At 37.0% G+C, this 24,400-nt stretch carries 27 protein-coding genes; 11 read left to right on the top strand and 16 right to left on the bottom strand.

Translation table 11 applies throughout. The annotated features are described in order from the left end of the window. Nucleotides 1-270 precede the first annotated feature (270 nt). The 3 genes from H0S70_RS02735 (at nucleotide 271) to mtaB (ending at nucleotide 3,122) form a co-directional block, all read left to right on the top strand. Nucleotides 271-1,071 (top strand): hypothetical protein, encoded by an 801-nt coding sequence (locus H0S70_RS02735; protein WP_228453771.1) that lies wholly within the window; start codon nucleotides 271-273, stop codon nucleotides 1,069-1,071. Nucleotides 1,072-1,119: 48 nt separating this feature from the next. After that, on the top strand, nucleotides 1,120-1,692 hold the full coding sequence (locus H0S70_RS02730; RefSeq protein ID WP_188321624.1) for a DUF1572 family protein: 573 nt from the start codon (nucleotides 1,120-1,122) through the stop codon (nucleotides 1,690-1,692). An 80-nt stretch (nucleotides 1,693-1,772) separates the two neighbouring features. Then, nucleotides 1,773-3,122 (top strand): tRNA (N(6)-L-threonylcarbamoyladenosine(37)-C(2))-methylthiotransferase MtaB, encoded by a 1,350-nt coding sequence (gene mtaB / locus H0S70_RS02725; protein WP_188321623.1) that lies wholly within the window; start codon nucleotides 1,773-1,775, stop codon nucleotides 3,120-3,122. Nucleotides 3,123-3,147: 25 nt separating this feature from the next. On the opposite strand, the gene H0S70_RS02720 is transcribed toward mtaB, so the two are convergent. Genes H0S70_RS02720 through H0S70_RS02710 form a run of 3 tightly spaced genes read right to left on the bottom strand, consistent with a single transcriptional unit; the run spans nucleotide 3,148 to nucleotide 6,123 of the window. Then, nucleotides 3,148-3,537, bottom strand: coding sequence for a hypothetical protein (locus H0S70_RS02720; RefSeq protein WP_031501920.1), 390 nt, complete (start codon nucleotides 3,535-3,537; stop codon nucleotides 3,148-3,150). Between the two features lie 26 nt (nucleotides 3,538-3,563). After that, nucleotides 3,564-5,069, bottom strand: coding sequence for a malate dehydrogenase (quinone) (gene mqo / locus H0S70_RS02715; RefSeq protein ID WP_123247912.1), 1,506 nt, complete (start codon nucleotides 5,067-5,069; stop codon nucleotides 3,564-3,566). A 46-nt stretch (nucleotides 5,070-5,115) separates the two neighbouring features. After that, the gene (locus H0S70_RS02710; protein ID WP_088264430.1) at nucleotides 5,116-6,123 is read right to left on the bottom strand and encodes an NAD(P)H-dependent glycerol-3-phosphate dehydrogenase; all 1,008 of its coding nucleotides are present in this window, start codon (nucleotides 6,121-6,123) and stop codon (nucleotides 5,116-5,118) included. Nucleotides 6,124-6,334: 211 nt separating this feature from the next. Between H0S70_RS02710 and H0S70_RS02705 the strand changes: the two genes are divergently transcribed. After that, a complete protein-coding gene (locus tag H0S70_RS02705; RefSeq protein ID WP_188321622.1) occupies nucleotides 6,335-7,243 on the top strand; it encodes a M23 family metallopeptidase in 909 nt (302 codons plus the stop codon). A gap of 68 nt (nucleotides 7,244-7,311) precedes the next feature. On the opposite strand, the gene H0S70_RS02700 is transcribed toward H0S70_RS02705, so the two are convergent. The 3 genes from H0S70_RS02700 to H0S70_RS02690 all read right to left on the bottom strand — a co-directional run bounded on the left by H0S70_RS02700 (nucleotide 7,312) and on the right by H0S70_RS02690 (nucleotide 10,129). After that, the gene (locus H0S70_RS02700; protein ID WP_228453770.1) at nucleotides 7,312-8,364 is read right to left on the bottom strand and encodes a peptidylprolyl isomerase; all 1,053 of its coding nucleotides are present in this window, start codon (nucleotides 8,362-8,364) and stop codon (nucleotides 7,312-7,314) included. An 82-nt stretch (nucleotides 8,365-8,446) separates the two neighbouring features. Next, a complete protein-coding gene (locus H0S70_RS02695) occupies nucleotides 8,447-8,956 on the bottom strand; it encodes an FKBP-type peptidyl-prolyl cis-trans isomerase (protein ID WP_188321620.1) in 510 nt (169 codons plus the stop codon). Nucleotides 8,957-9,055: 99 nt separating this feature from the next. Next, nucleotides 9,056-10,129 carry a branched-chain amino acid aminotransferase gene (locus H0S70_RS02690; protein ID WP_188321619.1) on the bottom strand — a complete coding sequence of 358 codons (1,074 nt, stop codon included), beginning with the start codon at nucleotides 10,127-10,129 and terminating at the stop codon, nucleotides 9,056-9,058. Between the two features lie 85 nt (nucleotides 10,130-10,214). Here H0S70_RS02690 and mnmD point away from each other — a divergent pair, with 85 nt between their 5' ends. Together mnmD and H0S70_RS02680 are read left to right on the top strand one after the other, a co-directional pair. Continuing rightward, the gene (gene mnmD, locus H0S70_RS02685) at nucleotides 10,215-10,901 is read left to right on the top strand and encodes a tRNA (5-methylaminomethyl-2-thiouridine)(34)-methyltransferase MnmD (protein ID WP_188321618.1); all 687 of its coding nucleotides are present in this window, start codon (nucleotides 10,215-10,217) and stop codon (nucleotides 10,899-10,901) included. Nucleotides 10,902-10,934: 33 nt separating this feature from the next. Then, on the top strand, nucleotides 10,935-11,351 hold the full coding sequence (locus H0S70_RS02680; RefSeq protein WP_123247918.1) for an NUDIX domain-containing protein: 417 nt from the start codon (nucleotides 10,935-10,937) through the stop codon (nucleotides 11,349-11,351). On the opposite strand, the gene H0S70_RS02675 is transcribed toward H0S70_RS02680, so the two are convergent. Together H0S70_RS02675 and H0S70_RS02670 are read right to left on the bottom strand one after the other, a co-directional pair. Then, nucleotides 11,346-12,137: a S1/P1 nuclease gene (locus tag H0S70_RS02675; RefSeq protein WP_188321617.1), complete on the bottom strand. Its 792-nt coding sequence runs from the start codon at nucleotides 12,135-12,137 to the stop codon at nucleotides 11,346-11,348. The two genes, H0S70_RS02680 and H0S70_RS02675, sit on opposite strands and share 6 nt — an antisense overlap. A gap of 3 nt (nucleotides 12,138-12,140) precedes the next feature. Further along, a complete protein-coding gene (locus H0S70_RS02670; protein WP_188321616.1) occupies nucleotides 12,141-12,848 on the bottom strand; it encodes a DUF4294 domain-containing protein in 708 nt (235 codons plus the stop codon). A 55-nt stretch (nucleotides 12,849-12,903) separates the two neighbouring features. On the opposite strand from H0S70_RS02670, the gene H0S70_RS02665 reads away from it, so the two are divergent. From H0S70_RS02665 to H0S70_RS02655, 3 genes are all read left to right on the top strand, one after another. Further along, nucleotides 12,904-13,980, top strand: a complete 1,077-nt coding sequence (locus tag H0S70_RS02665; RefSeq protein ID WP_188321615.1) for a M42 family metallopeptidase — start codon at nucleotides 12,904-12,906, stop codon at nucleotides 13,978-13,980. A 144-nt stretch (nucleotides 13,981-14,124) separates the two neighbouring features. Continuing rightward, on the top strand, nucleotides 14,125-14,775 hold the full coding sequence (rpe, locus tag H0S70_RS02660) for a ribulose-phosphate 3-epimerase (RefSeq protein WP_188321614.1): 651 nt from the start codon (nucleotides 14,125-14,127) through the stop codon (nucleotides 14,773-14,775). 144 nt (nucleotides 14,776-14,919) lie between these two features. Next, nucleotides 14,920-15,189 carry a hypothetical protein gene (locus H0S70_RS02655; RefSeq protein WP_088264900.1) on the top strand — a complete coding sequence of 90 codons (270 nt, stop codon included), beginning with the start codon at nucleotides 14,920-14,922 and terminating at the stop codon, nucleotides 15,187-15,189. A gap of 34 nt (nucleotides 15,190-15,223) precedes the next feature. On the opposite strand, the gene H0S70_RS02650 is transcribed toward H0S70_RS02655, so the two are convergent. The 7 genes from H0S70_RS02650 to dnaX all read right to left on the bottom strand — a co-directional run bounded on the left by H0S70_RS02650 (nucleotide 15,224) and on the right by dnaX (nucleotide 20,940). Then, a complete protein-coding gene (locus tag H0S70_RS02650; protein WP_051872563.1) occupies nucleotides 15,224-15,760 on the bottom strand; it encodes a porin family protein in 537 nt (178 codons plus the stop codon). Nucleotides 15,761-15,839: 79 nt separating this feature from the next. Then, entirely contained in the window at nucleotides 15,840-16,259 is a 420-nt protein-coding gene (locus H0S70_RS02645; protein WP_031502099.1) for a nucleoside-diphosphate kinase, read from the bottom strand. Nucleotides 16,260-16,440: 181 nt separating this feature from the next. Then, a complete protein-coding gene (gene rsgA / locus H0S70_RS02640) occupies nucleotides 16,441-17,367 on the bottom strand; it encodes a ribosome small subunit-dependent GTPase A (protein ID WP_188321613.1) in 927 nt (308 codons plus the stop codon). Then, a complete protein-coding gene (locus H0S70_RS02635; RefSeq protein ID WP_188321612.1) occupies nucleotides 17,364-18,152 on the bottom strand; it encodes a Fic family protein in 789 nt (262 codons plus the stop codon). Before H0S70_RS02635 ends, rsgA begins: the two co-directional genes overlap by 4 nt. A 3-nt stretch (nucleotides 18,153-18,155) precedes the next feature. Beyond that, nucleotides 18,156-19,223: a chorismate mutase gene (locus H0S70_RS02630; protein WP_188321611.1), complete on the bottom strand. Its 1,068-nt coding sequence runs from the start codon at nucleotides 19,221-19,223 to the stop codon at nucleotides 18,156-18,158. A gap of 41 nt (nucleotides 19,224-19,264) precedes the next feature. Further along, complete coding sequence (locus H0S70_RS02625; RefSeq protein ID WP_228453769.1) at nucleotides 19,265-19,633, bottom strand: hypothetical protein; 369 nt, start codon at nucleotides 19,631-19,633, stop codon at nucleotides 19,265-19,267. A 221-nt stretch (nucleotides 19,634-19,854) separates the two neighbouring features. Next, a complete protein-coding gene (gene dnaX / locus H0S70_RS02620) occupies nucleotides 19,855-20,940 on the bottom strand; it encodes a DNA polymerase III subunit gamma/tau (RefSeq protein WP_088264898.1) in 1,086 nt (361 codons plus the stop codon). Nucleotides 20,941-21,132: 192 nt separating this feature from the next. Between dnaX and H0S70_RS02615 the strand changes: the two genes are divergently transcribed. Continuing rightward, nucleotides 21,133-21,591 carry an MliC family protein gene (locus tag H0S70_RS02615; RefSeq protein WP_188321609.1) on the top strand — a complete coding sequence of 153 codons (459 nt, stop codon included), beginning with the start codon at nucleotides 21,133-21,135 and terminating at the stop codon, nucleotides 21,589-21,591. Nucleotides 21,592-22,185: 594 nt separating this feature from the next. Then, complete coding sequence (locus tag H0S70_RS02610) at nucleotides 22,186-23,721, top strand: SulP family inorganic anion transporter (RefSeq protein WP_188321608.1); 1,536 nt, start codon at nucleotides 22,186-22,188, stop codon at nucleotides 23,719-23,721. Between the two features lie 394 nt (nucleotides 23,722-24,115). On the opposite strand, the gene H0S70_RS02605 is transcribed toward H0S70_RS02610, so the two are convergent. After that, nucleotides 24,116-24,379, bottom strand: coding sequence for a hypothetical protein (locus tag H0S70_RS02605; RefSeq protein ID WP_188321607.1), 264 nt, complete (start codon nucleotides 24,377-24,379; stop codon nucleotides 24,116-24,118). Nucleotides 24,380-24,400: the final 21 nt, after the last annotated feature.

The following is a 24,400-nucleotide window of genomic DNA, read 5'->3' as shown; positions in this document are numbered from 1 at the left end:
AAGATAAAAATTTTAATTACTGTTCAAAAATATTAAGATTATTTTTTGTTAAACATGATATAATCGATATTTATTTGTGGGTTATCAGCATAAAAATAAAGGTGTGAACAATATCTTTCTTCCCTAAAATTCCATGAAAAACCATTTTCAGGTAAGATTTAATATTAATTATATTTTAAATTTTATGTAAATCGTTGATTATCTGATTTATTTATATAACTTTAAAATCGTAAAATATTGGTATTCAATTTTTTGATTAAAAAAAATAAGATGATGAAGAAAGTATTTTCCGACGAAGATTTGGTAAAAAACCTATCGCTTTACTACCTGAACCGCCACTTGAAAAAAAAGCCGATCGAGCGCTATCATCGGCAAATCGACAACTCCCAACTTCACGATAGAGAAAAGTATAAAAAGAAAGCAGAAATCCTTTTGCTGAACTCGTTTCTCCATCATTTTCCCGAAATACAGTTTGAAAATCTCACCTGCGAAAGCCCCGACTTTATCGCCAATTTCAACAACAAAAAAATCGGAATCGAACTCACCGAAGTGATTAACCATCTCGAAATAAAAAAAATCGAAAGCCAACTGAATAAGATTTTCCGCCAAGCCGAAATTATATTAGAACAGGAAAACACCGCGGAATATCGTGGTGTTTATTTTTTGGAATTTCATCATCTTGCGAAAATCGATTTGCTCGAAAAACAAAACGAAATGATCATCAACATTGTGAAATCTATCCGACAAAATAAAAGCTGTGGTCATGTGAAAAAAATCCGCAAATCGCCGCATCGCCGCAATGTTTTCATTACGCCTGATTTTACCATGGGACTTTTTGATGAACTTTCGTCTGAAAAAATCATTGAATTGATTGAAAAGAAAAATGAGAAATTTCCATACTACGATCGCAGCGTGGAGGAATGTTGGCTCGTGATCGTTTCGGATATGCATTCATTGGCGTCGCGCTACACTTTCATCCAAAACAAAGAAAACCTCCATCAAATAAAATCTCCATTTCATAAGATTTTTCACCTCGAAAATCTCTGCGGAAATTTAACGATGATTAAATAAAATCACGCTAATTTTTCTGTAAATTTGATCAAATAAATGGTACAAATCATGAAAGAGCTTTTCATCAAACGGTTTCAATACTACAAAGAATTGGGCGACAAAACCTTCGAACAACTCAATGAACAAGAGATTTTGTGGCAATACAACGAGGAAAGCAATTCGATTGCAACAATCGTAAAACATCTTTCCGGAAACATGATTTCTCGCTGGACCAACTTCCTCACCGAAGATGGCGAAAAAGATTGGCGAAACCGCGATTCGGAATTCGAACATACAATAAAAACAAAAGCAGAAATGCTGGAATTATGGGAAAAAGGTTGGAAAATTCTGTTCAACGCTCTGGATCAAATTAATGAAGAAAATCTTCATCAAACCATTTTTATCCGTGGCGAAAAACATTCAGTTGCAGATGCTGTTTTGAGACAATTAGCGCATTATCCTTATCATATCGGGCAAATCGTGTACATCGCAAAAATGCTGAAAAACGAAAATTGGAAAACCCTTTCTATCGCTAGAAATCAATCCAAAGATTTCAATCATCTAATGTTTCAACAACAGAATTCTTCACCGGTTTGTTATGCAAATAGCGATGAAGTTCGCGAAGATTATAAAGCAGAATAACTTCATGAATCAAGGCAAAATTCGTTTTTAGTTTAAAACTTCTAAAATCACTATCTTTGCAGCCTGAATTTTATACTGAATTGAACTCAAATCAACCCAAAACCGCCGCTTTCCATACGCTTGGCTGCAAACTCAACTTTGCGGAAACCTCTACTATTGCACGACAATTGACCGATGCTGGTTACGAAAAAGTAAGTTTTGAAGACAAAGCCAACGTTTATGTAATCAACACTTGTTCGGTGACCGAAAATGCTGACCGAGAATGCAAACTTCACGTGAAGCGAGCCATGAAAGCCAATCCGGAAGGTTTGGTGGTCATTGTTGGGTGTTATGCACAGCTAAAACCGGAAGAAATTTCGGCAATTGAAGGGGTAGATTTGGTTTTAGGTGCCAAAGAAAAGTTCAATATTTTGAGTTACCTGGACGATTTGCAGAAAAGCGAAAACCAAGGATTAATCCATTCCTGTGAAATTAGCGAAACCGACTTTTTCATCGGAAGCTATTCAATCGGTGACCGAACTCGAGCTTTCTTAAAAGTACAAGACGGCTGCGATTACAAATGCACTTACTGTACAATTCCTTTGGCGAGAGGGATTTCCCGTTCCGATACCATCGAAAATGTGGTGAAAAATGCGAAAGAAATCGCGGAGAGAGATATTAAAGAAATCGTTTTAACAGGCGTAAACATTGGTGATTACGGAAAAGGGGAATTTGGGAATAAAAAACACGAACATACTTTTCTGGATTTAATTTCGGAGCTCGACCAAGTTGAAGGCATCGAGAGAATCCGTATTTCTTCGATTGAACCGAATCTTTTGAAGGATGAAAGTATCGAACTAGTTTCTAAAAGCATAAGTTTTGTTCCACATTTCCACATACCATTGCAAAGCGGAAGCGATGATTTATTGAAGAAAATGAAGCGTCGATATCTGACTAGTTTATACCAAAACCGAGTTTCAAAAATACGTGAAGTAATGCCGGATGCGAGTATTGGAGTTGACGTTATCGTAGGATTTCCGGGGGAAACCGAAGAAAAATTTATGGAAACTTATCAGTTCCTCAACGAACTTCCGATCAGTTATTTGCACGTTTTTACTTATTCTGAAAGAGAAAACACGGAAGCTGCTGAAATGGAAGGTGTTGTACCAATTCCTGAAAGAAAAAAACGCAATAAAATGCTGAGAATTCTTTCCGAGAAAAAGAAAATGGCTTTCTACCAAACTCAATTGGGGAAAACGTTGCCGGTACTTTGGGAACACGAAAACAAAAACGGTTTGATGTTCGGATTTACTGAAAATTATGTCCGTGTACAAAAGCCTTTCGACGAAAACTCCATCAATCAAATTGAAGTTTTAAAGTTGAATAAAATCGAAAACGACGGAACCGTATCTGTGATTCCAGCTTTCGAAGAATTTCTCGCAAAAATTTAAGATTTTCCACAAAAATAAAATGGGTTCAACTGATTTTTACTCGATAAACATCAGTACCATTTCTTTTGATATTTTGAACAAAAAAGCCACCCTCTTCAGGAATTTCTTCTTTCAAGCTAAAAGATTTGCATTCTTTCGGCAAGCCTGAAAAAACTAAGGTGAACCAAAAATCTTTCATCCTTGGAACCTCAGTCCAGTAAGGAAAAAGAGAGATATTCTCGTGATGAATCAGATGGCTTTTGTGGTTGGTATTTTCATCGATTAAAAAAGTAGATTGCCAAATTCTAATCAAATCTCCGGAAAAAAAAGAGGCAGAATAACAGCAGTGCACAATTACCTGTTTCTCCTCCTCTACTTTGGTTTGCAGAGCTTCAAGGATTTCTGGCGCTATTGTAGGTTTGGTAATAGTACTCACTTTTTCAATGAAAACAATGCTGAATATTAATATTCAAGTTCTAATTTTTCTTTGGTGTAATTTCGGATTTCTTCAGCAAGTTCAGGATTTTCAGCTAGTTTTTTTCCGTAGGAAGGAACCATCTCGGTAATTTTTTCTTTCCACTCATTTTTCATTCTCTCGCCAAAACATTTTTCCAAAACTTGAATCATCGCATAAACCGCAGTAGAAGCTCCAGGAGAAGCTCCAAGAAGTGAGGCAATCGTTCCATTTTTATTCACCACCACTTCGGTTCCGAATTCTAGTTTTCCGCCGAGTTTATCATCTTTTTTAATGATTTGCACCCTTTGTCCGGCTACTTTCATTTCCCAATCCTCATCTTTTGCATCTTTTACAAACTCCCTTAAATGCTGCATTCTTTGAGATTTAGTCATTGCAACCTGCTGTACGAGATATTTGGTGAGGGGAATATTATGCCACCACGCTCCAAAAAGCGAACGGATGTTTTTGAAGTTTACACTTTCGGGTAAATCGAGATAGCTTCCCTCTTTGAGAAATTTGGTGGAGAAACCGGCGAAAGGTCCAAAGAGAAGTGCTTTTTTCCCATCAATAATTCTTAAATCCAAATGCGGAACGCTCATTGGTGGCGCATCTACAGTTGCTTGAGTATAAACTTTCGCATGGTGTTTTTCCACCAAATCTTGGTTGAAAGAAACCAGCCATTGCCCGGAAACCGGAAAACCGCCATATCCTTCACTTTCCGGAATATCTGAACTGTCGAGAAGTGGCAACGCATAACCACCGGCGCCAATAAAAACAAAATTTGCTACTACTTCTTGTTTATGCTGGTTCAAACGATCTTTCACTTTTATATTCCATTTGCCGTCATTTTGCAGATCCAAGTCTTTTGCTTCATGATAAAGGAATACCTCTACATTGGAATTATCAACAAGATATCTTCCCATTTTTCTGGTGAGTGTACCAAAATTCACATCGGTTCCCAAATCCATCTTTGTGGCTGCAAGAACTTCGTTTTCCTTTCTTTTACTCATTACCAGCGGAATCCATTCCTGCAGTTTCTGGTGGTCCGTGGTAAATTCCATTCCTTTAAAAAGGACAGACTGTGTCAATTTTTCGTGTCTTTTTCTAAGGTATTCGGCATCATTTACCCCAAAAACCAAACTCATGTGAGGACATGAAATGATGAATTCTTTCGGATTTCTAATGAAATTTTTATTAATCAAATAACTCCAGAGCTGCTTGGAAATTTCAAACTGTTCAGCGATATTTTCTGCTTTCGAAATATCGATCGTTCCGTCCTCTTTTTCCGGGGTATAATTGAGTTCGCAAAAAGCAGAATGCCCTGTACCAGCATTATTCCATGCGGCAGAACTTTCTCGGGCAAATCTTCCGAGTCTTTCGAATATTGCAATTTCAAGATTAGGATCCAACTCACTAAGCAATGTAGCGAGCGTGGCGCTCATAATTCCTCCACCGATTAAAACTACGTCGTAGTGCGGTTTTGGAGTTTTTTTATTTAAAGATTTAGGCATGACAATTTAAAAATAGAAATTAATATATTGTTGTTTTGTTCTACTATCAATCCAACTTTGCAGTAAGTTTTTTAAATTCTTTTTCAGCATTTTTATCTTCATAAAGAATTCTGTAAACTGCATCGATAATCGGAGTTTTCATTTTCTTTTCTTTTGCAGTTTTGTAGATAGAATCTGCAGCGTAGTAACCTTCTGCAATCATGTTCATCGATTGTATTGCAGATTTCACGGTATAACCTTTTCCGATAAGATTTCCTAGATTTCGGTTTCTGGAAAAAAGCGAATAAGCGGTTACGAGCAAATCTCCCAAATAAGCACTTTCGTTCACATCGCGTGGCATCTCATGGATTCTTTCCAAGAAAAGCTCCATTTCCCGAATTGCATTGGAAACGAAAACGGCTGTAAAGTTATCTCCGTAGCCTAATCCGCTTGCAATTCCTGCTCCTATTGCATAAATATTTTTCAAAATTGCACTGTACTCATTCCCCAAAATATCGGAACTGCAATTTACCTTGATAAAACGAGAAGCAAATTTCTCACGAAGTACTTCCTGATGTTCTTCTATAGTGGCAATCGTAAGGTAAGAAAGTCTTTCCATAGCGACTTCTTCAGCGTGACACGGACCAGCAATTACGGCCTGAAAACGGAATCCAATTTTGAACTCATCGCGGAGATAATGTGCTACGACATCATTAACTTTCGGAACAATACCTTTGATCGCGGAAACAAAAATTTTATTTGTATAATCGCAAGTCATCTTGTCTAAAGTATCTGAAAGATAAATCGACGGTGTTGCTAAAACCACAATATCACAAGCTGAAACCAACTCGTTGATATCCGTCGTAAGTCTTAAATTTTTCACATTGAAATTTACGGCTGTAAGATAGGTGGGATTATGATGACGAAGTTCGATTGCACCTTTTACAAACTCGTTTCGAACACACCAGTGAATAGTTTTGGAGTTTTCAGTAAGCATTTTTACGATTGCTGTGGCGAAACTTCCGCTACCTACTACGCCAATAACCTTTTCTTTTTTCTGATCTTTCTTAGCCATAAACTTCGATTTACTTGCAAAGATACGAAAGTGAATTGCTTAAAAAAAAGCATTTTAAACAATTCCATTTTTTAAAATTATCAATTATAAATTTATTTTCCAACTCGTATATCAGCAAAAAATATGATAAAATAATTGATTAAAATACACTTTAAAAAATTAATATTATTTTTGCAAACCTTAATTATAAACAACTGTTACAAAATAGTATATGAAAAATTTCCTTAGCAACAAGAAAAAAGTAAATATCTTACTAGGCGCCTTTTTGCTGGTAATCTTTGCGCAAGCATTGATGATTACCAAATTGTATACCGAAAAAAGTGATAAAACTTACGAGGTGAATTTGGTGAAAATAAACACCCAAAAAGACAGCATCGATTATCTTGAAATGAAAAACAATCTCGCTTTGGTAGATCACACGGTGCGAGAATTAAACTCCTTTTTAGCTTCAAAAAATATTACTGACGGAAAAATTGGTACTCTTGCTCAAGACAGCATTTCCAACGCGGTATATCTAGCAAAACAAACCAATCGGTACAGCCAATATTTGATGGATCTGCAGAATAAATTGCAACAGGTTCCCCTGGGAATTCCAACAGATGGTTATATTTCTTCTAATTTCGGGAAGAGAAAAAACCCGATTCCATCTAGAAATGTACTTTTAGCTTCCGCAAAACCAGTGAAAACCGAATCAAAACCCGCTCCCGAAGCCATCGTAGAAAGAGACAGCGCCGGAAATATCATCAAAACCACTCCTGCACCACAAGTTGTTATTGAAAAAAACAATCCACCTGCTGAAGCGGATCAAATTCAGTTCCACAAAGGTCTTGATATTGCGGTAGCTTACGGAACCGATGTACGCGCTGCAGCGAAAGGAACCGTTATTTTTGCCGGTAAAAAAGGGGGATACGGAAACTGCGTCATTGTTTCACACGGAAATGGTTTGGCGACGCTTTATGGACATCTTTCGGAAATTTTGGTTGAAACAAATGATGTGATCAACGTAAATCAGGTGATTGCCAGAAGCGGAAATTCTGGTAGATCTACAGGACCACATCTGCATTATGAAGTCCACAAAAACAACACGCCGGTAAATCCGAAACTTTTCATGAGTATTTAAAATTTATCATAAAAAACAAAAAACACTCCGAATATGGAGTGTTTTTTTTGTCTAAAGTTTCTTGACAATTATTTTACCGCGTTGCTGTTTACCTTAACCAACTCTACATCGAAGATTAACCAAGCATTTGGTGGAATTACGCCTCCAGCTCCTCTTGCGCCGTAACCTAATTCAGATGGAATTAATAGCGTTGCTGCTTCTCCTTCTTTTAAAAGTAAAATTCCTTCGTCCCAACCTTTAATTACTTGCCCGATTCCGATAGGAATTTCGATCGGCTGATTTCTTTTAAATGAAGAATCGAATTCGCTTCCATCAACCAATTTACCTGCATAGTGTACGGAAACTTCGTCTCCCGCTTTTGGAGCAACACCGTTGGTAGTTTTGGTGATTTTGTAGTACAAACCAGATGGAGTTACTTGCATTCCTGCCTTCAAATCGTCTACCAATTTTTGTTGGTTTGCAGCAAATTCTTCTTCTTTTTTCTTCTTATCAGCTTCAATTTTAGCGAGAATTGCTTTGTTGTTTTCCTGGATTTTACCTTTTCCGTCATTGAAAACCTTTGCGGCATCGTAATCTTTGTATTCATCACCTTTAGAAAAAATAGAAACTTTCTCTAAAACCACATCAGTTTTAGGTTTATCCTGTGCACCTTTTTCTACATTGGCGATCGCATCAATTACTTCTTCACCTTTCACTACTTCACCGAAAATGGTGTGTCTTCCGTCCAACCAAGGAGTAGCAACTTCCGTAATGAAAAATTGGGAACCATTGGTGTTCGGACCAGAATTCGCCATGGAGAGAATTCCTTTGCCTTTGTGTTGCAAATCGTTCTTTTCATCATCAAATTTATAACCTGGATCTCCCATTCCTGTTCCTTGTGGATCACCACCTTGGATCATAAAATCCTTAATTACACGGTGAAAAATAGTTCCATCATAGAAAGGAACGCCTTTCGCTTTTGCTTTGTTTTCGATTTTACCTTCAGCTAATCCGACGAAATTGGCAACGGTAACCGGAGCTTTTTTATCTTCGAATTTTACAATCATATTTCCTTTTGATGTTTGGAAATTTGCGTAAAGACCGTCATTAAGGCCTTCGTAAGTTTCTTTGTCTACGTTCATTTTTTTATAAATTGGGGTACAACTTGTTAGCAAAATTGATGCTAATGCGATTAAAAAATTCTTCTTTATCATTAATTTTTTTTTACAATATTTTTATTTTGATAATCAAAGGCATATCGTTCGGGATTTTATCATTATCGCCGTATGTCCCAAAAGCCAATACAGAAGGCACCAAAATCGTTGCTTCTTGGCCTTTCTCCATATATCTGAGCACATCTTCTACCGCTTTCAGTTCTTCGAAACGACCAAATTGCACGCTGATATTTTTCTTGGGAGCATCATAAAGTTTTACAAGGTCGAAATCATACAATTCATATTGGTAGGAAATGCTTTCTCCATCATTTTTTTTTGGATTCTGCTGAAGATTTTCAACATTTACCCAATAATTTAAACTCATTGGAAAAAATTTTTCCTGCTGATTGGCAATCCAATCCTGAATTTGTATTCTTTCGGTTTCGTTAAGATTTTTCGCTCTGTTTTTGGAAGTATTCAAATCATTTTCGCTCAGAAAACCGCCTACAGGAGGATGCGTCTGTGTATTTTGAGCACAGGAAATTATAAACAGCAGTGGAACTAAAATACTTTTTTTCATATAAAACTTTTGCGAAAATAAGCATTTCGCACCACATAGTAAAACAAAAAAACCGGGATTGAAATTTCCCGGATTTTCAGATTGTATTTAAAAAAAAACTTATGCAGTTTCCATGATTTTTTTTTCTACCAAAACCCTCCATCCGAAAGGATCTTCAGCATGATTGGTTTGAATATTAACCAAATCTTTTTGCAATGCTAAAGCAAAACTTTCTTCAGCAGGAAGCGATGGCAACATCAGTTTTTCACCTTTATATCCCAAAGCTTGGAAAACACTTGTTACAACAGCTGTTCCCACTCCCCAAACTTCTTTTAATGTACCATTTTTCTGAGCTTCAATAACTGTTTTTACCGGAATCGGCTCTACTTTCACTTCAATTCCTCTTTTTTTCGCAAGCTGAATGAAACTGTCGCGGGTAACTCCGTCCAATATTTTCTCGGAAGTTGGAGGCGTATAAATCGTATCGTTAATCCTCACAAAAACATTCATCGTACCACTTTCTTCGAAATATTCGTGGGTCGCATCATCCGTCCAGATGATTTGCTCATAACCTTGTTCTATCGCAAGCTGAGTTGGGTAAAATGACGCTGCATAATTTCCTGCTGCCTTTGCAGATCCTACTCCTCCGTTTGCTGATCTTGAATAGAAATCAGAAATCAAAACAGAAACCGGTTCTGTATAATAGCTTTTCGCCGGAGTTGCAACGATAGCAAACATATATTTGTTGGAAATTCTAGCTTTTAACGCTTCTTCAGTAGCGAAAATAAGCGGACGAATATAAAGCGACATTCCTTCTCCTTGCGGGATCCACGCTCTATCGATATCTACCAAAGCTTTCAGCCCGTCTAGAAACATTTCTTCGGTAACTTCAGGCATTGCAAGTCGCTTTGCTGATTTATTGATTCTTTCAAAATTCTTTTCCGGCCTGAAAAGGAAAACGTCTCCATTAGGATCTTTGTAGGCTTTCATTCCTTCGAAACACGCCTGACCATAATTTACACCCATCATTGCTGGTGAAAAAGGCAATCCACCATAAGGCATTACCTTCACATCGCCCCATTTACCGTTTTCATATTCGCAAATTACCATGTGATCGATAAATGTATTTCCAAAGGAAAAATTATCGGGGTCGAATGTAGAAATTCTCGGATTTGTAGATTTTTGAATTATCATTTTAAAAATTTTAGTTGATGTTCTACAAATTTAATATAATTTTTTAAATATCAAAATTTTGATTTAATTTTGAAAAAAAATAAAGATGAACCGCGAAATAAAAACCACTTCCGACGGGAGTAAAACACTATATATCAAAGATTTAAATGAAAACTACCACTCGCATCACGGAGCGTTACAGGAAGCGATACATGTGTTTATAAAAAATGGATTGAATTTGGTTTATTTTTGCGATATTAATATTTTAGAACTCGGTTTTGGAACAGGACTTAACGTTTTGGTAACAATTGATGAGTTTTTAAAAACTGACAAAAATCATATCATCAAATTCTTTACAATTGAAAAATATCCTGTAAACAATTCGGAAATTGATGAGCTAGGCTACGATTCTTTCTTCGAAAATCCAAAAATGAAAGAATATTACCGTCAAATTCACGCTTGCGAATGGAATAAAACCACAGAAATTCTTCCAAATTTCTTCTTCACCAAATACAATACGGATTTTTTTGAACTAAAAAACCTTGATTTACCAAAAATTAACCTTGTTTATTACGACTGTTTTGGTGCGAGAGTTCAGCCTGATTTATGGGAAAAACCTTTGTTTGAAATGGTTTCCGATAAAATGGAAGTCGGTGGTTTACTCACAACGTATTCCTCCAAAGGCAGTGTAAGAAGGATTTTGCAGGAACTCAATTTTAAAATAGAAAAAAAAGCCGGGCCTCCGGGAAAACGGGAAATGATTAATGCTGTGAAATTGAATGAGGGTTTTTAGTAACTTTGTGAAAAGCCATTAAGCCCATCTATCATGATCGACAAGTTCAACATCCGAGTTTATGCAGCCGCTGTGAAAGACAAAAAAGTTTTGGTCCTACATGAAGAATACGCCGGTGAACAACTGATGAAACTTCCCGGTGGAGGCCTGGAATTCGGCGAGGGATTACATGATTGCTTGCATAGGGAATTTGAGGAGGAGCTGAATGTGAAAATTAATGTTCTCGGTCATCTTTATACGCAGGAGGAATTTTTGATTTCTCGTTTTCGAAATAATGAGCAACTTTTGACAGTCTATTATCTCGTCGAAATTATCGATGAAAACGAATTTCTAATCATGGATCCTTGCATCGAAAAAATAGAATGGATTCCCATCGAATCCGATGAAAATCCATTTCCTTTACCTATTGATAAAATTGTATTCGAAAAATTGAAAGAAAAATTTCTATAAAATTTCGTTTAATATTTTCGCCAATCTCAAGCCTCCATAAAGCAATTGACGCTCCATTAAATCTGCAAATTTATAGTTGTAATCGTAAGAATAAGAACCATCGATCAAAGTATTAGCATAAATTTTATTAGCATTTTGGTGGCTATCGTACAACCAATCCTCTAGTGTTCCGGATTGTATTTGCTTCACTTCTTCTTTGGATTTCACATCCAGTAAACTTGCATATTCTGTGTAACTATATTTCTGAAAATCAATCAATTTGGTATCCCAAAGCGTATGCAAATTGGTATTTTCACCAAAGAATTTTACCTTCACTTTGTTTCCACCCAAATCTTCCGCTCTTCCAACATGAAGTGGTTGCGAAGAATCTCCTACCAAATGAATCAAGAATCGCAAAGCAATTTCCCGATCTTTAGCAGCGGTTTTTTTATCTTTAATTTGCTCAGAAAGCGTTTTGATTTGGGTATATAAATTAGGTCCGGTTTGCACTTGTAAACTATCAGAAAACATTTTGAAATTCGGTTGTGGATTGATGTTTACATAATGCCAACGATCGGTTTGTTTCCAAACTCCGGTAGTATCCGACTTAATAAAATCCGGCCAGTTTGCCCAATACGCCAATTTTTGGTCGCCAATGATTTTCTTCAGATGCCTTTTCGCTTTTCCCGAAAGGTGGTTTTCAGCGATTTCCGCAACAACTCTGTGACCGGTCACTCCGTACGAGTAAGCCAAATTAAAACTCAGTACCGGAATTATCAGTACTAAGTTTAATAAAAATTTTCTCATAAATTATTTCTTGATTTTAAAATTCTGATAACCAGGATATGGCCGAAAATAACCAGCATTCCAATTGCTTTGAAGCAAAGATTCCACAAACTCGTCGGATCGGTTTTTATGAGGATCGTAAGGCTCCTTAAGATCGACATCCGCTATATTTCCCTTTACATTCCACCAGAAAGCACTCCAACCGCCACGCAGCTCTTTGATGATTTCGAAAACCGTTTTTCCGGTGGCGCGATTCATCAATTTGGCAAAAACTTTTCCTTCTGTGGTGGTTAAATTCCTCAATTGCTTTTCATATTGATCTGCAAGGGCTTTTTGTTTCTGATCTACATACTTGCGCTGAGAACTTTTATCGAGTTTCTGAATATCTTTCTGGATTTCTTGATATTGGCTTAAAGCGGTAATGAACAACGGGTAAACACGGTTCAGTTTTTTATTAAGAAAATAATAATAATTCTGATCCAGTTGGTTATTAAATCTAGGTTTATTTAATAAGATCAATTCATCCATCACCACTACATTCTCCCCATTGATTTCGTATATTTTGGCTTTTTGCGCTTCGTCGTAGTAATATTTATTTCCAAATTCATCCGTTTTCAAAAGTTCCTGCGGATATTGGCTTAGAGGTTTCGGTGCGAATAGTGTGTCTTGCTGAGCATAGGTAATACCCCCCGAAAACAAAAGAAATATGACGATTATTTTGTTAAATTTCATTACTTTTACTTCCTATAAAATTAAATATCAATAACAAAATTCATTCCTTTTTAATATGAAATTTGAAAAAAAATCTTTTAAATTTTTAGAAGAATATCTAAACACTGCAAGTCCAACTGGTTACGAACACAACGGGCAAAAAGTCTGGATGAACTACATCAAACCGTATGTGGACAAAATAGAAATAGATCACTACGGAACTTGCTACGGAATCATCAATCCGGAAGCTGAATTCAAAGTGGTCATCGAAGCGCACGCCGACGAAATTTCTTGGTATGTGAATTACATTACCGATGATGGCTTAATTTATGTCATCCGAAACGGTGGTTCCGATCAAATGATTGCTCCTTCCAAAGTAGTTCATATTCATGGCGAAAAAGGCATTGTAAAAGGTGTTTTTGGCTGGCCTGCAATTCATACAAGAGGGGTAAATTCCAACGAACCCGTTCCGAAACTCGAAAATATTTTTATCGATTGTGGCGCAACCAGCAAAAAAGAAGTGGAAGAATTAGGAATTTTCGTTGGTGCGATGATCACTTATCCTGACGAGTTTTTCGAACTGAACGACCGATATTTTGTTTGTCGTGCGCTCGACAACAGAATCGGCGGGTTTATGATTGCCGAAGTTGCTCGACTTATAAAAGAAAACAAAAAGAAACTGCCTTTCGGTTTGTACATTACCAATTCCGTGCAGGAAGAAGTCGGTTTATACGGTGCTGATATGATTGCAGATACCATCAAACCAAACATTGCCATTGTGACAGATGTAACGCATGACACCTCTACTCCGATGATCGAAAAGAAAAAAGAAGGCTACCAAAAATGTGGTAATGGACCGGTTGTTTTCTTCGCACCAAGTGTTCATCACCTTATTCGCGAACTGATTATAGATACCGCAAAAACCAAGAAAATCCCTTTCCAAAGAGCAGCAGCAAGCCGCGCAACCGGAACCGATACCGATGCATTTGCGCATTCCAACGGCGGAGTTCCATCAGCATTGATTTCTTTACCTTTAAGATATATGCACACCACAGTAGAAATGGTTTCCAAAGAAGATGTTGGCAATGTAATTCAATTGATCTATGAAACATTGTTGAAGATAAAACCTGATATGAAATTGAAGTATCATTAAAGGAGGCAAGAACCAAGATTTGAGACACTATTTTAAAATTAAATGAGATGCATCATTTTGAAAATAAATCCTGATGAAAAATTCGGTTTAATTTCTTGAATCTAACATCTAACTTCTAAAATCTAACATCTAATAAGAAAAAAAATGAAAACTAAGCTCATCGCTCCTTCCCTGCTATCCGCAGACTTCGGGAATCTGCAACGCGACATCGAAATGCTGAACAATTCACAAGCCGATTGGTTACATGTTGATGTAATGGACGGTAGATTTGTTCCCAACATTTCTTTCGGATTTCCAGTGATGAAAACCATTCAGCAACATGCGAAGAAATTTGTTGATGTGCATTTAATGATCGTAGAACCTGAAAAATATGTAGAAGAATTCATTAACATGGGCGCGGATTTGGTTTCCGTGCATTATGAAGCATGTACCCATCTTCACAGAACGATTAATTTCATTCAAGACAAAGGTGCAAAAGCTGGTGTGGTTTTGAATCCATCAACCCCGGTTTTGATGTTGGAAGACATCATCGCAGAAGTGGATTTGGTATTATTAATGAGTGTAAATCCAGGTTTTGGCGGACAGAAATTCATTGAAAATACCTACAAAAAAATCGCAGAAACCAAGGACTTGATACTTTCCAACAATTCCACGGCTTTAATTCAAATTGACGGAGGTGTAAATCTCGACAATGCCGCAAAACTTTTCGAAGCTGGAGCCGATGTTCTTGTCGCCGGAAATGCCGTTTTTTCCTCAGAAAATCCTGAAAAAACTATAGAACTTTTGAAAATATAAAAAATAAAATAAGGCAATTCAAATTTGAATTGCCTTATTTTCGTGAAAAGAGAGCAGGAAAAACACTTTTCCTGATTAGGAATTTTGGTCATTTAAAATGTAACTTCCGACACTGTTTTTTCGTATTTGATTATAAAAACCTTCATGGAAAAACCTTCTGCATTTGAAAACGTCATAGAATGGATTAATTGGATCAAAATTGTTCTTTCTCCTGCCATTCTTTGCGCCATTATAGGAGTTGCAATTTACCTTTCGATGGAAGACAAAGCTACAGGGGCTTTTCTTTTAGTATTTATTATTGCAATAGGTGTTGGCTTGGGAGTTTTCTGGGCAAATAAAATTAAAAAGAAACACGGAAGCACCCATTTTATCAGCAGAACTGATGCTTCAACTGATATTGATGACTTTCGATAGAAAATAATCCCAAAATATTTTTTGGAATTTTCTTTTAAAAACTAATATTCACAAACGGTACAAACGGGCTACTGTAAACACTTTTATCTTTATCGTAGAGCAAATTATATTTTCCTCCAACCGAAATTTTCGGTGTCAGTTGATATCCAACTCCCAAAAAAAGCGCCGAATCCCAGAAATCATCTTTCACGCTGGTTACTTTATTATTTCTGTTCACATGCATTTCCGCAAATTCCGCTGTGGTAAGGAGTTTCTCGACTGGATAATAATTAAAAATCGCATTGGCACCAATCGTTGTCGTGGTTTGTAAATCTTTCACTGCATTGTAATTAAAGAGCAATCCCGCACCGGCAGACATTTTGTCATTCAATCTATAAGTTAAATTCGGTGAAAGTGAAACACTTGTTCCGCCCACAAAATTCAACCCGAATCCCAATCCAAACTGCAAATTTTTCTCAGTATTCAATGGGTTTTCAACGGTTTTTAAACTATCGATTTGGGTTTGCGCAAAAGCAGATGGTGTTATCAAGAAAAATAACCCTAAAACAACCCCAATAAAAAACTTTTTCATCTTGTAATTTTCATCAAATATAAATAAAAAAGTCCGGAAAAAACTTCCGAACTTTTATGATAATAAGATGAATTCTTAATTAGAAAATCTCTCTTCCAGAGAAGTGAAATTGTGCTTCGATTAAAGCATTTTCATCAGAATCTGATCCGTGTACTGCGTTTTCGCCGATGCTTCTTGCAAAAATTTTTCTGATGGTTCCTTCAGCAGCTTCAGCAGGATTTGTAGCCCCAATTAGCGTACGGAAATCTTCAACAGCATTGTCTTTTTCTAAAACCGCTGCTACGATTGGCCCGGAAGACATAAAATCTACCAACTCGCCATAGAAAGGTCTTTCAGCGTGTACTGCGTAGAATTTTTGAGCATCTGCTACAGTAAGTTGAGTTAATTTCAAAGCTTTGATTTTGAAACCTCCTTCAGCAATTTTTCCTAAAATAGCACCAATGTGACCATCTGCAACTGCATCCGGTTTGATCATCGTGAATGTAATTTTACTTGACATAAATCTTGTTTTAATGTGGCGCAAAAGTACAAAAAAGTTCTTATATTTGCACCGAAAATTCTCATGACGAGTAGCTGAATTTATTTGGCACGGAAATTGTAATTTATTTCTCGATTCTCATGTTTAATTTGAGTTTTCATGGTTATTAGTTTTTACCCAGCTTCGGCTGGGTTTTTTATTTTTATAAAGCAGAATTTTCCTCTGCTTCTTCCATGAGTTTCAAATACGTGAGATAACGGGTTTCCTCGATTTCGCCGGTTTCGATATTGGCCAAAACTGCACATTTGGGTTCATTCAAATGCATGCAATTGTGGAACTTGCAATCTCTTCCGATTCTGAATATTTCAGGGAAATAATGCTGGATTTCTTCTTTCTTAACATCAATCATCGCAAATTCCCGAACTCCGGGTGTATCGATTACACTGCCACCGAAATCCCAAAAATGCATCTGTGCAAAAGTGGTTGTATGTTTTCCTTTCAGCTGGGATACAGAAATTTCTGATGTTTTGATATTCAAATCCGGTTGCATCGCATTCACCAAAGTCGATTTGCCACTTCCCGAGTGACCAAAAAATACAGATACTTTATCTTTTATGGTTTGCGTGAGAAGCTCAAGATTCATTTTGGAATAAGAAGAAATCTCCAGCGTTTCGTAGCCAATATGTTCATACAAAGCCCGAAAACTGGCCACAAAATCTTTCTCATCTTCATTCAACATATCCATTTTATTGAACAAAATGAGCGGCTTAATATTATAAGCTTCGCAACACGCCAAAAATCGATCAAGGAAGCCCAGCGAAGTTTCCGGATGTTTCAGCGTAAAAATAAAACAAGCCACATCGATATTTGACGCGATAATATGCGCTTCTTTTGAGAGATTTACCGATTTTCGGATCAGGTAATTCTTTCTGGGTTCGATTTTGGTAATCCACGCAACTTCGTCCTGCTCCAAAGAGAATTCTACCCTATCGCCTACTGCCAAAGGATTGGTTAACCTCGTTTTAATGAGTTTAAACTTACCACGGATTCTCGCCTCAAAAAATCGCCCGGTTTCTTGTTCCAAAACCTGGTACCAACTTCCTGTGGATTTGGTGATGAGCCCTTTCATTTGTTGTTATCGATTATTGCGTTTGACGACATTAGCATGAAATTTATAGCTTTTGAGAAATCAGTGTCTTCATATTCAAATCCTGATATTCTCAGGTTTTTATAATAGGCCTGAAGATTTTGGTAATAGCTTTTTTCGGTCTGAAGAGCAAATCCTTTTTCTTTAAAGTGGGATACTAAAAACCACTTTTCCAACAGCCTTCCTGCTCTACCGTTACCATCATAAAAAGGATGCATTTTCACAAACCAGAAGTGGATCTGAGCACTGTAGTACAACACTTCATACTCATCCAAATCCATAGATAAAAGCATGTCTATATCATGAAAGAGTTTGTTTATTTCACTTTTTACAAGGCTGGGATCTGTAGCAACATATTCAATCTTGCCCTCTCCATTCATTACTACCATTGGGGAATTCCGCAGTAAACCCTGCTGGGATTTAGGCAGTATATTTTTGGTAATGATAGCGTGTGCATTCAGGAAATTATTAAGATTCAACTCCTGAGTTTTCATCAATTCATAAGCAGCAAACAAATCATTGGCACGTGCTGTGTAATCGGGATTAAATTCAACTTTTAGGAATTTATGTTTGAAAAAACTGTCGAGCTCAATGTCTTCGCCCTCTATTTTAGAGGAGAAAACAGAGGACACGGCATTATAAAAATCAAAATAATCTACTTCAATTTCAGTATCACCGGCTTCATTTATTGAATAGAGCAGTTGGTCGCTAAGTTCTTTGGTGAACGCTTCCAATAATACATCACTCAATAATTTAAAGTCGCTCATCCGTTAAATATTATTCTGAATCTCGATTGATTCTTCATGAATCGCTTTGAAAACTTTTTCAATGAATTCTTGCGACATTCCTGTTTCATCCGCTTTTTGATTGGCGTATTCGGTGATCACTTTCCATCTTTCCGGCTGGAAGATCGCGATGTTGTTTTCCTTTTTTAAAGTTCCGATTTTCTCAGAAATCTTCATCCTTTGAGACAAAAGCTCAATTAAATTAAAATCAAGATCCGAAATTAAAGTTCGGTGTCTTCCCATTTCGTCATCAAATGCTGAAATATCGGAATTTCTGATCTGCAAATTGTTGATTAAATCAGCCAAAACTTCAGGGGTAATTTGCTGTGAAGCGTCGCTCCAAGCTTCATCCGGAGTACAATGACTTTCAATAATCATCCCTTGATATCCAACATTAAAGGCTTCCTGAGCAATTCCTGCCAAACCAGTTCTGTTTCCGCAAATATGTGATGGATCTACCAACATCGGAATATTCGGATATTGATTTTTGAAATCCAAAGCGATTTGCCAGTTCGGGATATTTCTATATTTTGTTTTCTGGTACGTTGAAAAACCACGGTGAATAACCCCAAGATTCTTCACATCTTGTCCTAAAAGTCTTTCCAAAGCGCCGATCCACAAAGCCAAATCCGGATTCACAGGATTCTTCACAAAAACCGGTTTGTCGGTTCCTTTCAAAGCTTCTGCAATTTCCTGAACGGTAAAAGGATTCACTGTAGATCTCGCACCAATCCACAAAATATCAACATCTGCTTCCAAAGCAGCAGCTACGTGATGCGCATTGGCAACTTCGGTCGCTGTTTTGAAACCGTATTCTGCTTTTACTTTTTTCAACCAATTAAGGCCAATAACACCAACACCTTCAAATCCGTTGGGTTTAGTTCTTGGTTTCCAGATTCCTGCACGGAAAATAGGAACTTCTGCATTGGTTTCTTTTATTCTTTTCGCTGTTTCCAGCATTTGAGATTCACTTTCCGCACTACATGGTCCTGCAATAATCAATGGGCTAGGAAAATCTTTTACCCAGTTGTTTTCTAAATCTTTTAAATTCATTCTAAAAAGGGAAGCCAAAATTTCGTTGGCTTATGGTAATTTTAATTGAGGTCAAACTTAAATATTTCGTCCAAATCCTTTAAAACAGGATTTAACTCAGCAAATTTATCAAAAATCTTTCGTTTGGTAACGATTTCTTTTTTTAAGGTTATATCATTTTTATATTCGATCACGATATTGAAATGACTGACTTTATGCATGAAATGATTGAAAAAATCCCCTCTCACCTTTTCGAATTCGCTTTTTGCAGATTCTGATGGATAGGTGATTTCAACGGTATTTTCATCTTTTTTCCGGAGTTTAAAGGAGCTGATCGCGTTATATACGATGATGTCTTTGCTTTGCATTTCGCCCAAAAACTTATTCCATTCATTATGCAAATCCGTTTCGGTGAAATGATTGCTCGGCAATTGCTCTTGGGAAGAGGAAACCTCTTGTTCTTTTTCCTTTTCGGCAGGATTTAATGCTTCAAAAATACTGAACTTCGGTTTAATATTCTTCTGAGCGATCGGTTCGGCCGTTTTTTTAATTTTAGGAACTTCTTCTTTCGGAAAATCCTCGGAAACCTTTATTTTAGGAGCTAAAGGAAGCGGTTGAGCTATAGATGCGGCTTTAAGAAGCGGCGCTAAGATCAGATACTTTTTTTTTTTACTTCCGAGCCGTTGGCAGTGATGGATGAGAGTTGCATCAAAGCAATTTCTACGGTAAGCCTTGGATTCTTGGAGTTTTTATAATTGATGTCCGCATGGTTGCAGATTTCGATCGCATCGATGAGTTGCTGGGCATTCCATTTTTTGCTTTGGTCGGCAAATTTGGCTTTTGTTTTTTCCCCAACTTCTATTAAACTTAAAGTCACGGGATTCTGCGCCATCATTAAATCTCTAAAATGATTCCCCAGTCCGGCAATGAAAATATGAGGATCAAAACCCTTTTTCACAATTTCGTTGAAGGCAAACAAAACATCGGAAATTCTGTTTTCATGAGCGATATCGACGATATTCAGATATTGATCGTAATCTAAAATATTCAAAACTTCGGCAGCTTTCGCCAAAGTGATATTTTTCTGGGTAAAGGTAGAAAGTCGGTCAAAAATCGAAAGAGCATCCCGAAGCGCACCATCCGCTTTTTGAGCGATCAAGTAAAGTGCATCATCTTCGTAGGAAATTCCTTCTTTAGCAGCGATACTTTTTAAATGATTCTGGATATCGTCAATGGTGATTCTTTTGAAATCATAAATCTGACATCTCGACAAAATCGTAGGAATAATCTTGTGTTTCTCGGTCGTTGCAAGGATAAAAATCGCGTGAGCCGGAGGTTCTTCCAAAGTTTTCAAAAATGCATTGAAAGCGGCCGAAGAAAGCATGTGAACCTCATCAATGATATAGATTTTATATTTCCCTACTTGTGGCGCAAAACGCACCTGATCTGTCAAATCCCGAATATCTTCCACGGAGTTATTCGACGCGGCATCAAGTTCGAAAATATTGTATGCGAAACCATCTTCAGAGGTGGATCCGTCTTTTTCATTGATCTTTCTTGCAAGAATTCTGGCGCAGGTAGTTTTCCCAACTCCTCTCGGACCGCAGAACAACAACGCTTGAGCCAATTGATTTTCTTCAATGGCATGTTCCAGCGTATCGGTAATATGAGATTGCCCCACAACAGTATCAAACTCTTGTGGACGGTATTTTCTTGCTGAAACAACGAAATTTTCCATTGGTCAAAAATAGGGAAATTATTGAGAAATTAAAACAATTATGGCAATTTATTATCCTAAAAAACAACTTCAAAATTTGCTTTAATTATTTCATTGAAAATTAAAAAAAACAAGTAATAAATATTCAATTTTTCTTTTATTAAAGGTTAAAATGGAACACAATTTGTTACGAACTGAAAAAAAATATACAAAATGAAAAAAATGTTATTTGCAGCATCATTTGCGCTAATTGCTACCGCTTGTGAAAAAAAACAAGAAACCGGAACCATCACCACCCAAAACACCGAAATCGCTAATCCAGAAACGACCACTACCACCACAGTAACTCCGGTAGACTCTGCCACCGCAATCGCACACACCGACAAAGTAACCACCGCTGACAAAACTGTGACCACAAAAAACACTACAGGCGAAGTGTACCACTACATCAGCAACGACAAGAAAACCGAATTCAGCGTAATTTACGATGCCGAAAAAGGTACCGCTGCCGTGAAAAACGAAACTACCGGAAAAACTTACGATATGAAAAATGTGGTAAGCGGAAGCGGTGCAAAATATCAAGACAAAGATGGAAACTATTTGTGGGAACACCAAGGAGGATTTGTTTTCGGTAAAGGAGACCGCGATTTAATCGAAGGAAAACTGAAATAACCATCATCATTCTTTAAATTTTAGTTGTAAAGCAGCGATTTTTCGCTGCTTTTTTGGGCTAAAAACGTTCAAATTCATTTGAAAAAAAATAGAAATCCGCACCATCACACGATTCTCATTTTTATTTTTTGAAACAAAACCCATTCTTTCATCCCCAAAACCATACTTTTAAAGGAGGATCAACCCCAATTTTAGGACGGGTCAAATTGCTATTTTAGACGGGTCATATTCTTAGATTGTCCATAGTAAGTCCATATAAAGTCTATAGTAAGTCTATATAAAATATGCTTAAACTATTCATTTGCTATTTATTTTTAATGTATTTAATACGAAACTAACTAGAAGGTAACCTAAATTAGAATACACTTGTGCCTGACTTCTATATTGGTTAGCAATAAAGATAAACACCTATTCGGTTGCATTACCAAAACACTGATTATGTCACTTGATGCAAAAAATCTTCGGACTCATGTCTTTGCAACTTGGAAACAAAATCTATTCTTATATTCAAAAAATCTTGGCTTTAGATTTTCGGGATGAATGCAAGTTGTCTTTTCCTGAGCAAACAACTACTTTTGCAGGATAATATGATTTATGGACAATGTTTTCAGGCTTTTCGATTTTTCCCAGAAAGTGAATTACCGCACAGAAATTCTTGCCGGTCTCACCGTCGCCATGACGATGATTCCTGAGTCGCTTTCTTTTGCGATTTTAGCGGGTTTCCCGCCTTTGGTTGGGTTGTATGGTGCTTTTATTATGGGATTGGTAACGGCTGTTTTCGGCGGAAGACCGGGATTGATTTCCGGAGGAGCGGGCGCTACGGTCATCGTGTTGATTGCTTTGATGAAATCCCATGGATTGGAATATGTTTTCGGAGCGATTGCTTTGGCGGGAGTTTTACAAATTATCGTAGGACTTTTCAAATTGGGAAAATTTATCCGACTGGTTCCGCAACCTGTGATGTATGGCTTTGTGAATGGTTTGGCCATCGTTATCTTTATGTCGCAACTCGAGCAATTTAAAATAAATATCAATGGAAAGACTGAATGGCTTAGCGGAACTCCGTTTCTGATGATGGCAGGTTTGGTTGCCTTGACGATTTCAATTGTGATGCTTCTTCCGAAAATCACTAAGAAAATTCCGGCATCGTTGGTAGCTATTGCGGTGGTTTTTGCCATTGTAATGATTTTCAATATCGATACTAAACAGGTGGAAGATATTGCCTCGATCAATGGTTCGCTCCCCCCTTTCCATATTCCGAATATTCCTTTTAATTTGGAGACTTTGCAAATCATTTTTCCTTATGCAATGATTATGGCGGCGGTGGGATTAACGGAAGGACTTCTGACTTTAAATCTTGTAGATGAAATCACGGGGACCAAAGGAAATTCTAACCGCGAATGTATTGCACAAGGAGGCGCCAATATTTTGAACGGATTCTTTTTCGGGATGGGCGGTTGCCCGATGATTGCACAAACTTTGGTGAATCTTTCTGCCGGAGCGAGGGCAAGATTATCTGGAATTATCGCTGCTCTAACGATTTTAATGATTATACTGGTAGGCGCTCCCGTAATCGGAAAACTCCCGATGGCTGCCCTCACCGGAGTGATGATCATGGTTGCTGTAGGTACTTTTGAATGGGCGAGTTTGAGAATTTTCAAAAGGATGCCCAAATCGGATATTTTTGTCATGATCGTAGTGATGCTGGTTACTGTTTTTCTTCACAATCTTGCATTGGCGGTTTTAATCGGAGTGATTATTTCTGCATTGGTTTTTGCTTGGGATAATGCGAAGAGAATTCGTGCCAGAAAACATCTCGATGAAAACGGCGTGAAACATTACGATATTTATGGGCCTTTGTTTTTCGGATCGGTAACAGGGTTTGCAGAAAAATTTGATGTTGCCAATGATCCAGAAGAAGTAATCATCGATTTTGCAGAAAGCCGCGTGGTAGATATGTCAGCAATAGAAGCACTCAACGCCATTACCCACCGCTATCACCAAGCTGGGAAGATGGTTCGGTTGCAACACCTCAGCGCAGACTGCATCGCTTTGCTGAAAAATGCAGAAGCCATCATTGAAGTTAATATTTTGGAAGATCCGGAATATCTCGTGACAGATAAAAATTAATGGTTTTAAATACACAAAAAACACCGCTCTTCTTGAAAAGCGGTGTTTGTTTTATTTGATGAAATCTTTGTTTGATTTCATTCACTAAAGCTATTTGTATTTCTTTAAAATTTCAGGATTTTGCTTGGTTCCGAAAACATCAATTATTCTCACTTCATTATTTTTTCTTTCGTAAATAATCTTATAACTCCATTTAGGAATAAATCTAAACCTGTCACTATTAATTATTAAATCCTTGGAATAATCGAATCTTGAATCCTTTAATGTATTTCCCAAATCTAACAAAGTCTCAATTACATATTATGCATTTTGTGGGCTGCTTTCAAAAATATAGTCATATATATCAGCTAAAGATTCTTTAGCTTCTTCTGACCATTCAACTTTTTGTATCATCCTATCCTAATCTTGCCTTTCTGTTCATCACATACTCTTTCACTTCTTTAGAAGTAAAAGTTTTTGCACCATCATCTATTTTTTGGCTGATCGTTTCAATATGCGAAGTGTATTCTTTTTTCGTTAAAGGCTGCCCTTGTATTGTATATGCAACAGTTTCGTCCTCTTTTTCCAAAAGTGCTTTTATTTTATCGATTACGGAATCCTTTGCATTATTCAGGATATATTGGGCTAATTGCTCCCTTGTGAAATCCATTGCTTCCATTACACAAATATTTATACACAA

The organism is Chryseobacterium manosquense (assembly GCF_014623485.1).
In the GTDB taxonomy this organism is placed as follows: domain Bacteria; phylum Bacteroidota; class Bacteroidia; order Flavobacteriales; family Weeksellaceae; genus Kaistella; species Kaistella haifensis.
Note: the sequence above shows the minus strand (reverse complement) of the source record. Positions and strands in the feature narration are given on the sequence as shown.

What these genes read in the sequence shown, in the direction of transcription:
- H0S70_RS02735 (WP_228453771.1), top strand. Translation starts at nt 271, where the DNA reads ATGATGAAGAAAGTATTTTCCGACGAAGATTTGGTAAAAAACCTATCG.
- H0S70_RS02730 (WP_188321624.1), top strand. Translation starts at nt 1,120, where the DNA reads ATGAAAGAGCTTTTCATCAAACGGTTTCAATACTACAAAGAATTGGGC.
- mqo (WP_123247912.1), bottom strand. Translation starts at nt 5,069, where the DNA reads ATGCCTAAATCTTTAAATAAAAAAACTCCAAAACCGCACTACGACGTA.
- H0S70_RS02710 (WP_088264430.1), bottom strand. Translation starts at nt 6,123, where the DNA reads ATGGCTAAGAAAGATCAGAAAAAAGAAAAGGTTATTGGCGTAGTAGGT.
- H0S70_RS02705 (WP_188321622.1), top strand. Translation starts at nt 6,335, where the DNA reads ATGAAAAATTTCCTTAGCAACAAGAAAAAAGTAAATATCTTACTAGGC.
- H0S70_RS02700 (WP_228453770.1), bottom strand. Translation starts at nt 8,364, where the DNA reads ATGAACGTAGACAAAGAAACTTACGAAGGCCTTAATGACGGTCTTTAC.
- H0S70_RS02695 (WP_188321620.1), bottom strand. Translation starts at nt 8,956, where the DNA reads ATGAAAAAAAGTATTTTAGTTCCACTGCTGTTTATAATTTCCTGTGCT.
- H0S70_RS02690 (WP_188321619.1), bottom strand. Translation starts at nt 10,129, where the DNA reads ATGATAATTCAAAAATCTACAAATCCGAGAATTTCTACATTCGACCCC.
- mnmD (WP_188321618.1), top strand. Translation starts at nt 10,215, where the DNA reads ATGAACCGCGAAATAAAAACCACTTCCGACGGGAGTAAAACACTATAT.
- H0S70_RS02680 (WP_123247918.1), top strand. Translation starts at nt 10,935, where the DNA reads ATGATCGACAAGTTCAACATCCGAGTTTATGCAGCCGCTGTGAAAGAC.
- H0S70_RS02675 (WP_188321617.1), bottom strand. Translation starts at nt 12,137, where the DNA reads ATGAGAAAATTTTTATTAAACTTAGTACTGATAATTCCGGTACTGAGT.
- H0S70_RS02670 (WP_188321616.1), bottom strand. Translation starts at nt 12,848, where the DNA reads ATGAAATTTAACAAAATAATCGTCATATTTCTTTTGTTTTCGGGGGGT.
- H0S70_RS02665 (WP_188321615.1), top strand. Translation starts at nt 12,904, where the DNA reads ATGAAATTTGAAAAAAAATCTTTTAAATTTTTAGAAGAATATCTAAAC.
- rpe (WP_188321614.1), top strand. Translation starts at nt 14,125, where the DNA reads ATGAAAACTAAGCTCATCGCTCCTTCCCTGCTATCCGCAGACTTCGGG.
- H0S70_RS02655 (WP_088264900.1), top strand. Translation starts at nt 14,920, where the DNA reads ATGGAAAAACCTTCTGCATTTGAAAACGTCATAGAATGGATTAATTGG.
- H0S70_RS02650 (WP_051872563.1), bottom strand. Translation starts at nt 15,760, where the DNA reads ATGAAAAAGTTTTTTATTGGGGTTGTTTTAGGGTTATTTTTCTTGATA.
- H0S70_RS02645 (WP_031502099.1), bottom strand. Translation starts at nt 16,259, where the DNA reads ATGTCAAGTAAAATTACATTCACGATGATCAAACCGGATGCAGTTGCA.
- rsgA (WP_188321613.1), bottom strand. Translation starts at nt 17,367, where the DNA reads ATGAAAGGGCTCATCACCAAATCCACAGGAAGTTGGTACCAGGTTTTG.
- H0S70_RS02635 (WP_188321612.1), bottom strand. Translation starts at nt 18,152, where the DNA reads ATGAGCGACTTTAAATTATTGAGTGATGTATTATTGGAAGCGTTCACC.
- H0S70_RS02630 (WP_188321611.1), bottom strand. Translation starts at nt 19,223, where the DNA reads ATGAATTTAAAAGATTTAGAAAACAACTGGGTAAAAGATTTTCCTAGC.
- dnaX (WP_088264898.1), bottom strand. Translation starts at nt 20,940, where the DNA reads ATGGAAAATTTCGTTGTTTCAGCAAGAAAATACCGTCCACAAGAGTTT.
- H0S70_RS02615 (WP_188321609.1), top strand. Translation starts at nt 21,133, where the DNA reads ATGAAAAAAATGTTATTTGCAGCATCATTTGCGCTAATTGCTACCGCT.
- H0S70_RS02610 (WP_188321608.1), top strand. Translation starts at nt 22,186, where the DNA reads ATGGACAATGTTTTCAGGCTTTTCGATTTTTCCCAGAAAGTGAATTAC.
- H0S70_RS02605 (WP_188321607.1), bottom strand. Translation starts at nt 24,379, where the DNA reads ATGGAAGCAATGGATTTCACAAGGGAGCAATTAGCCCAATATATCCTG.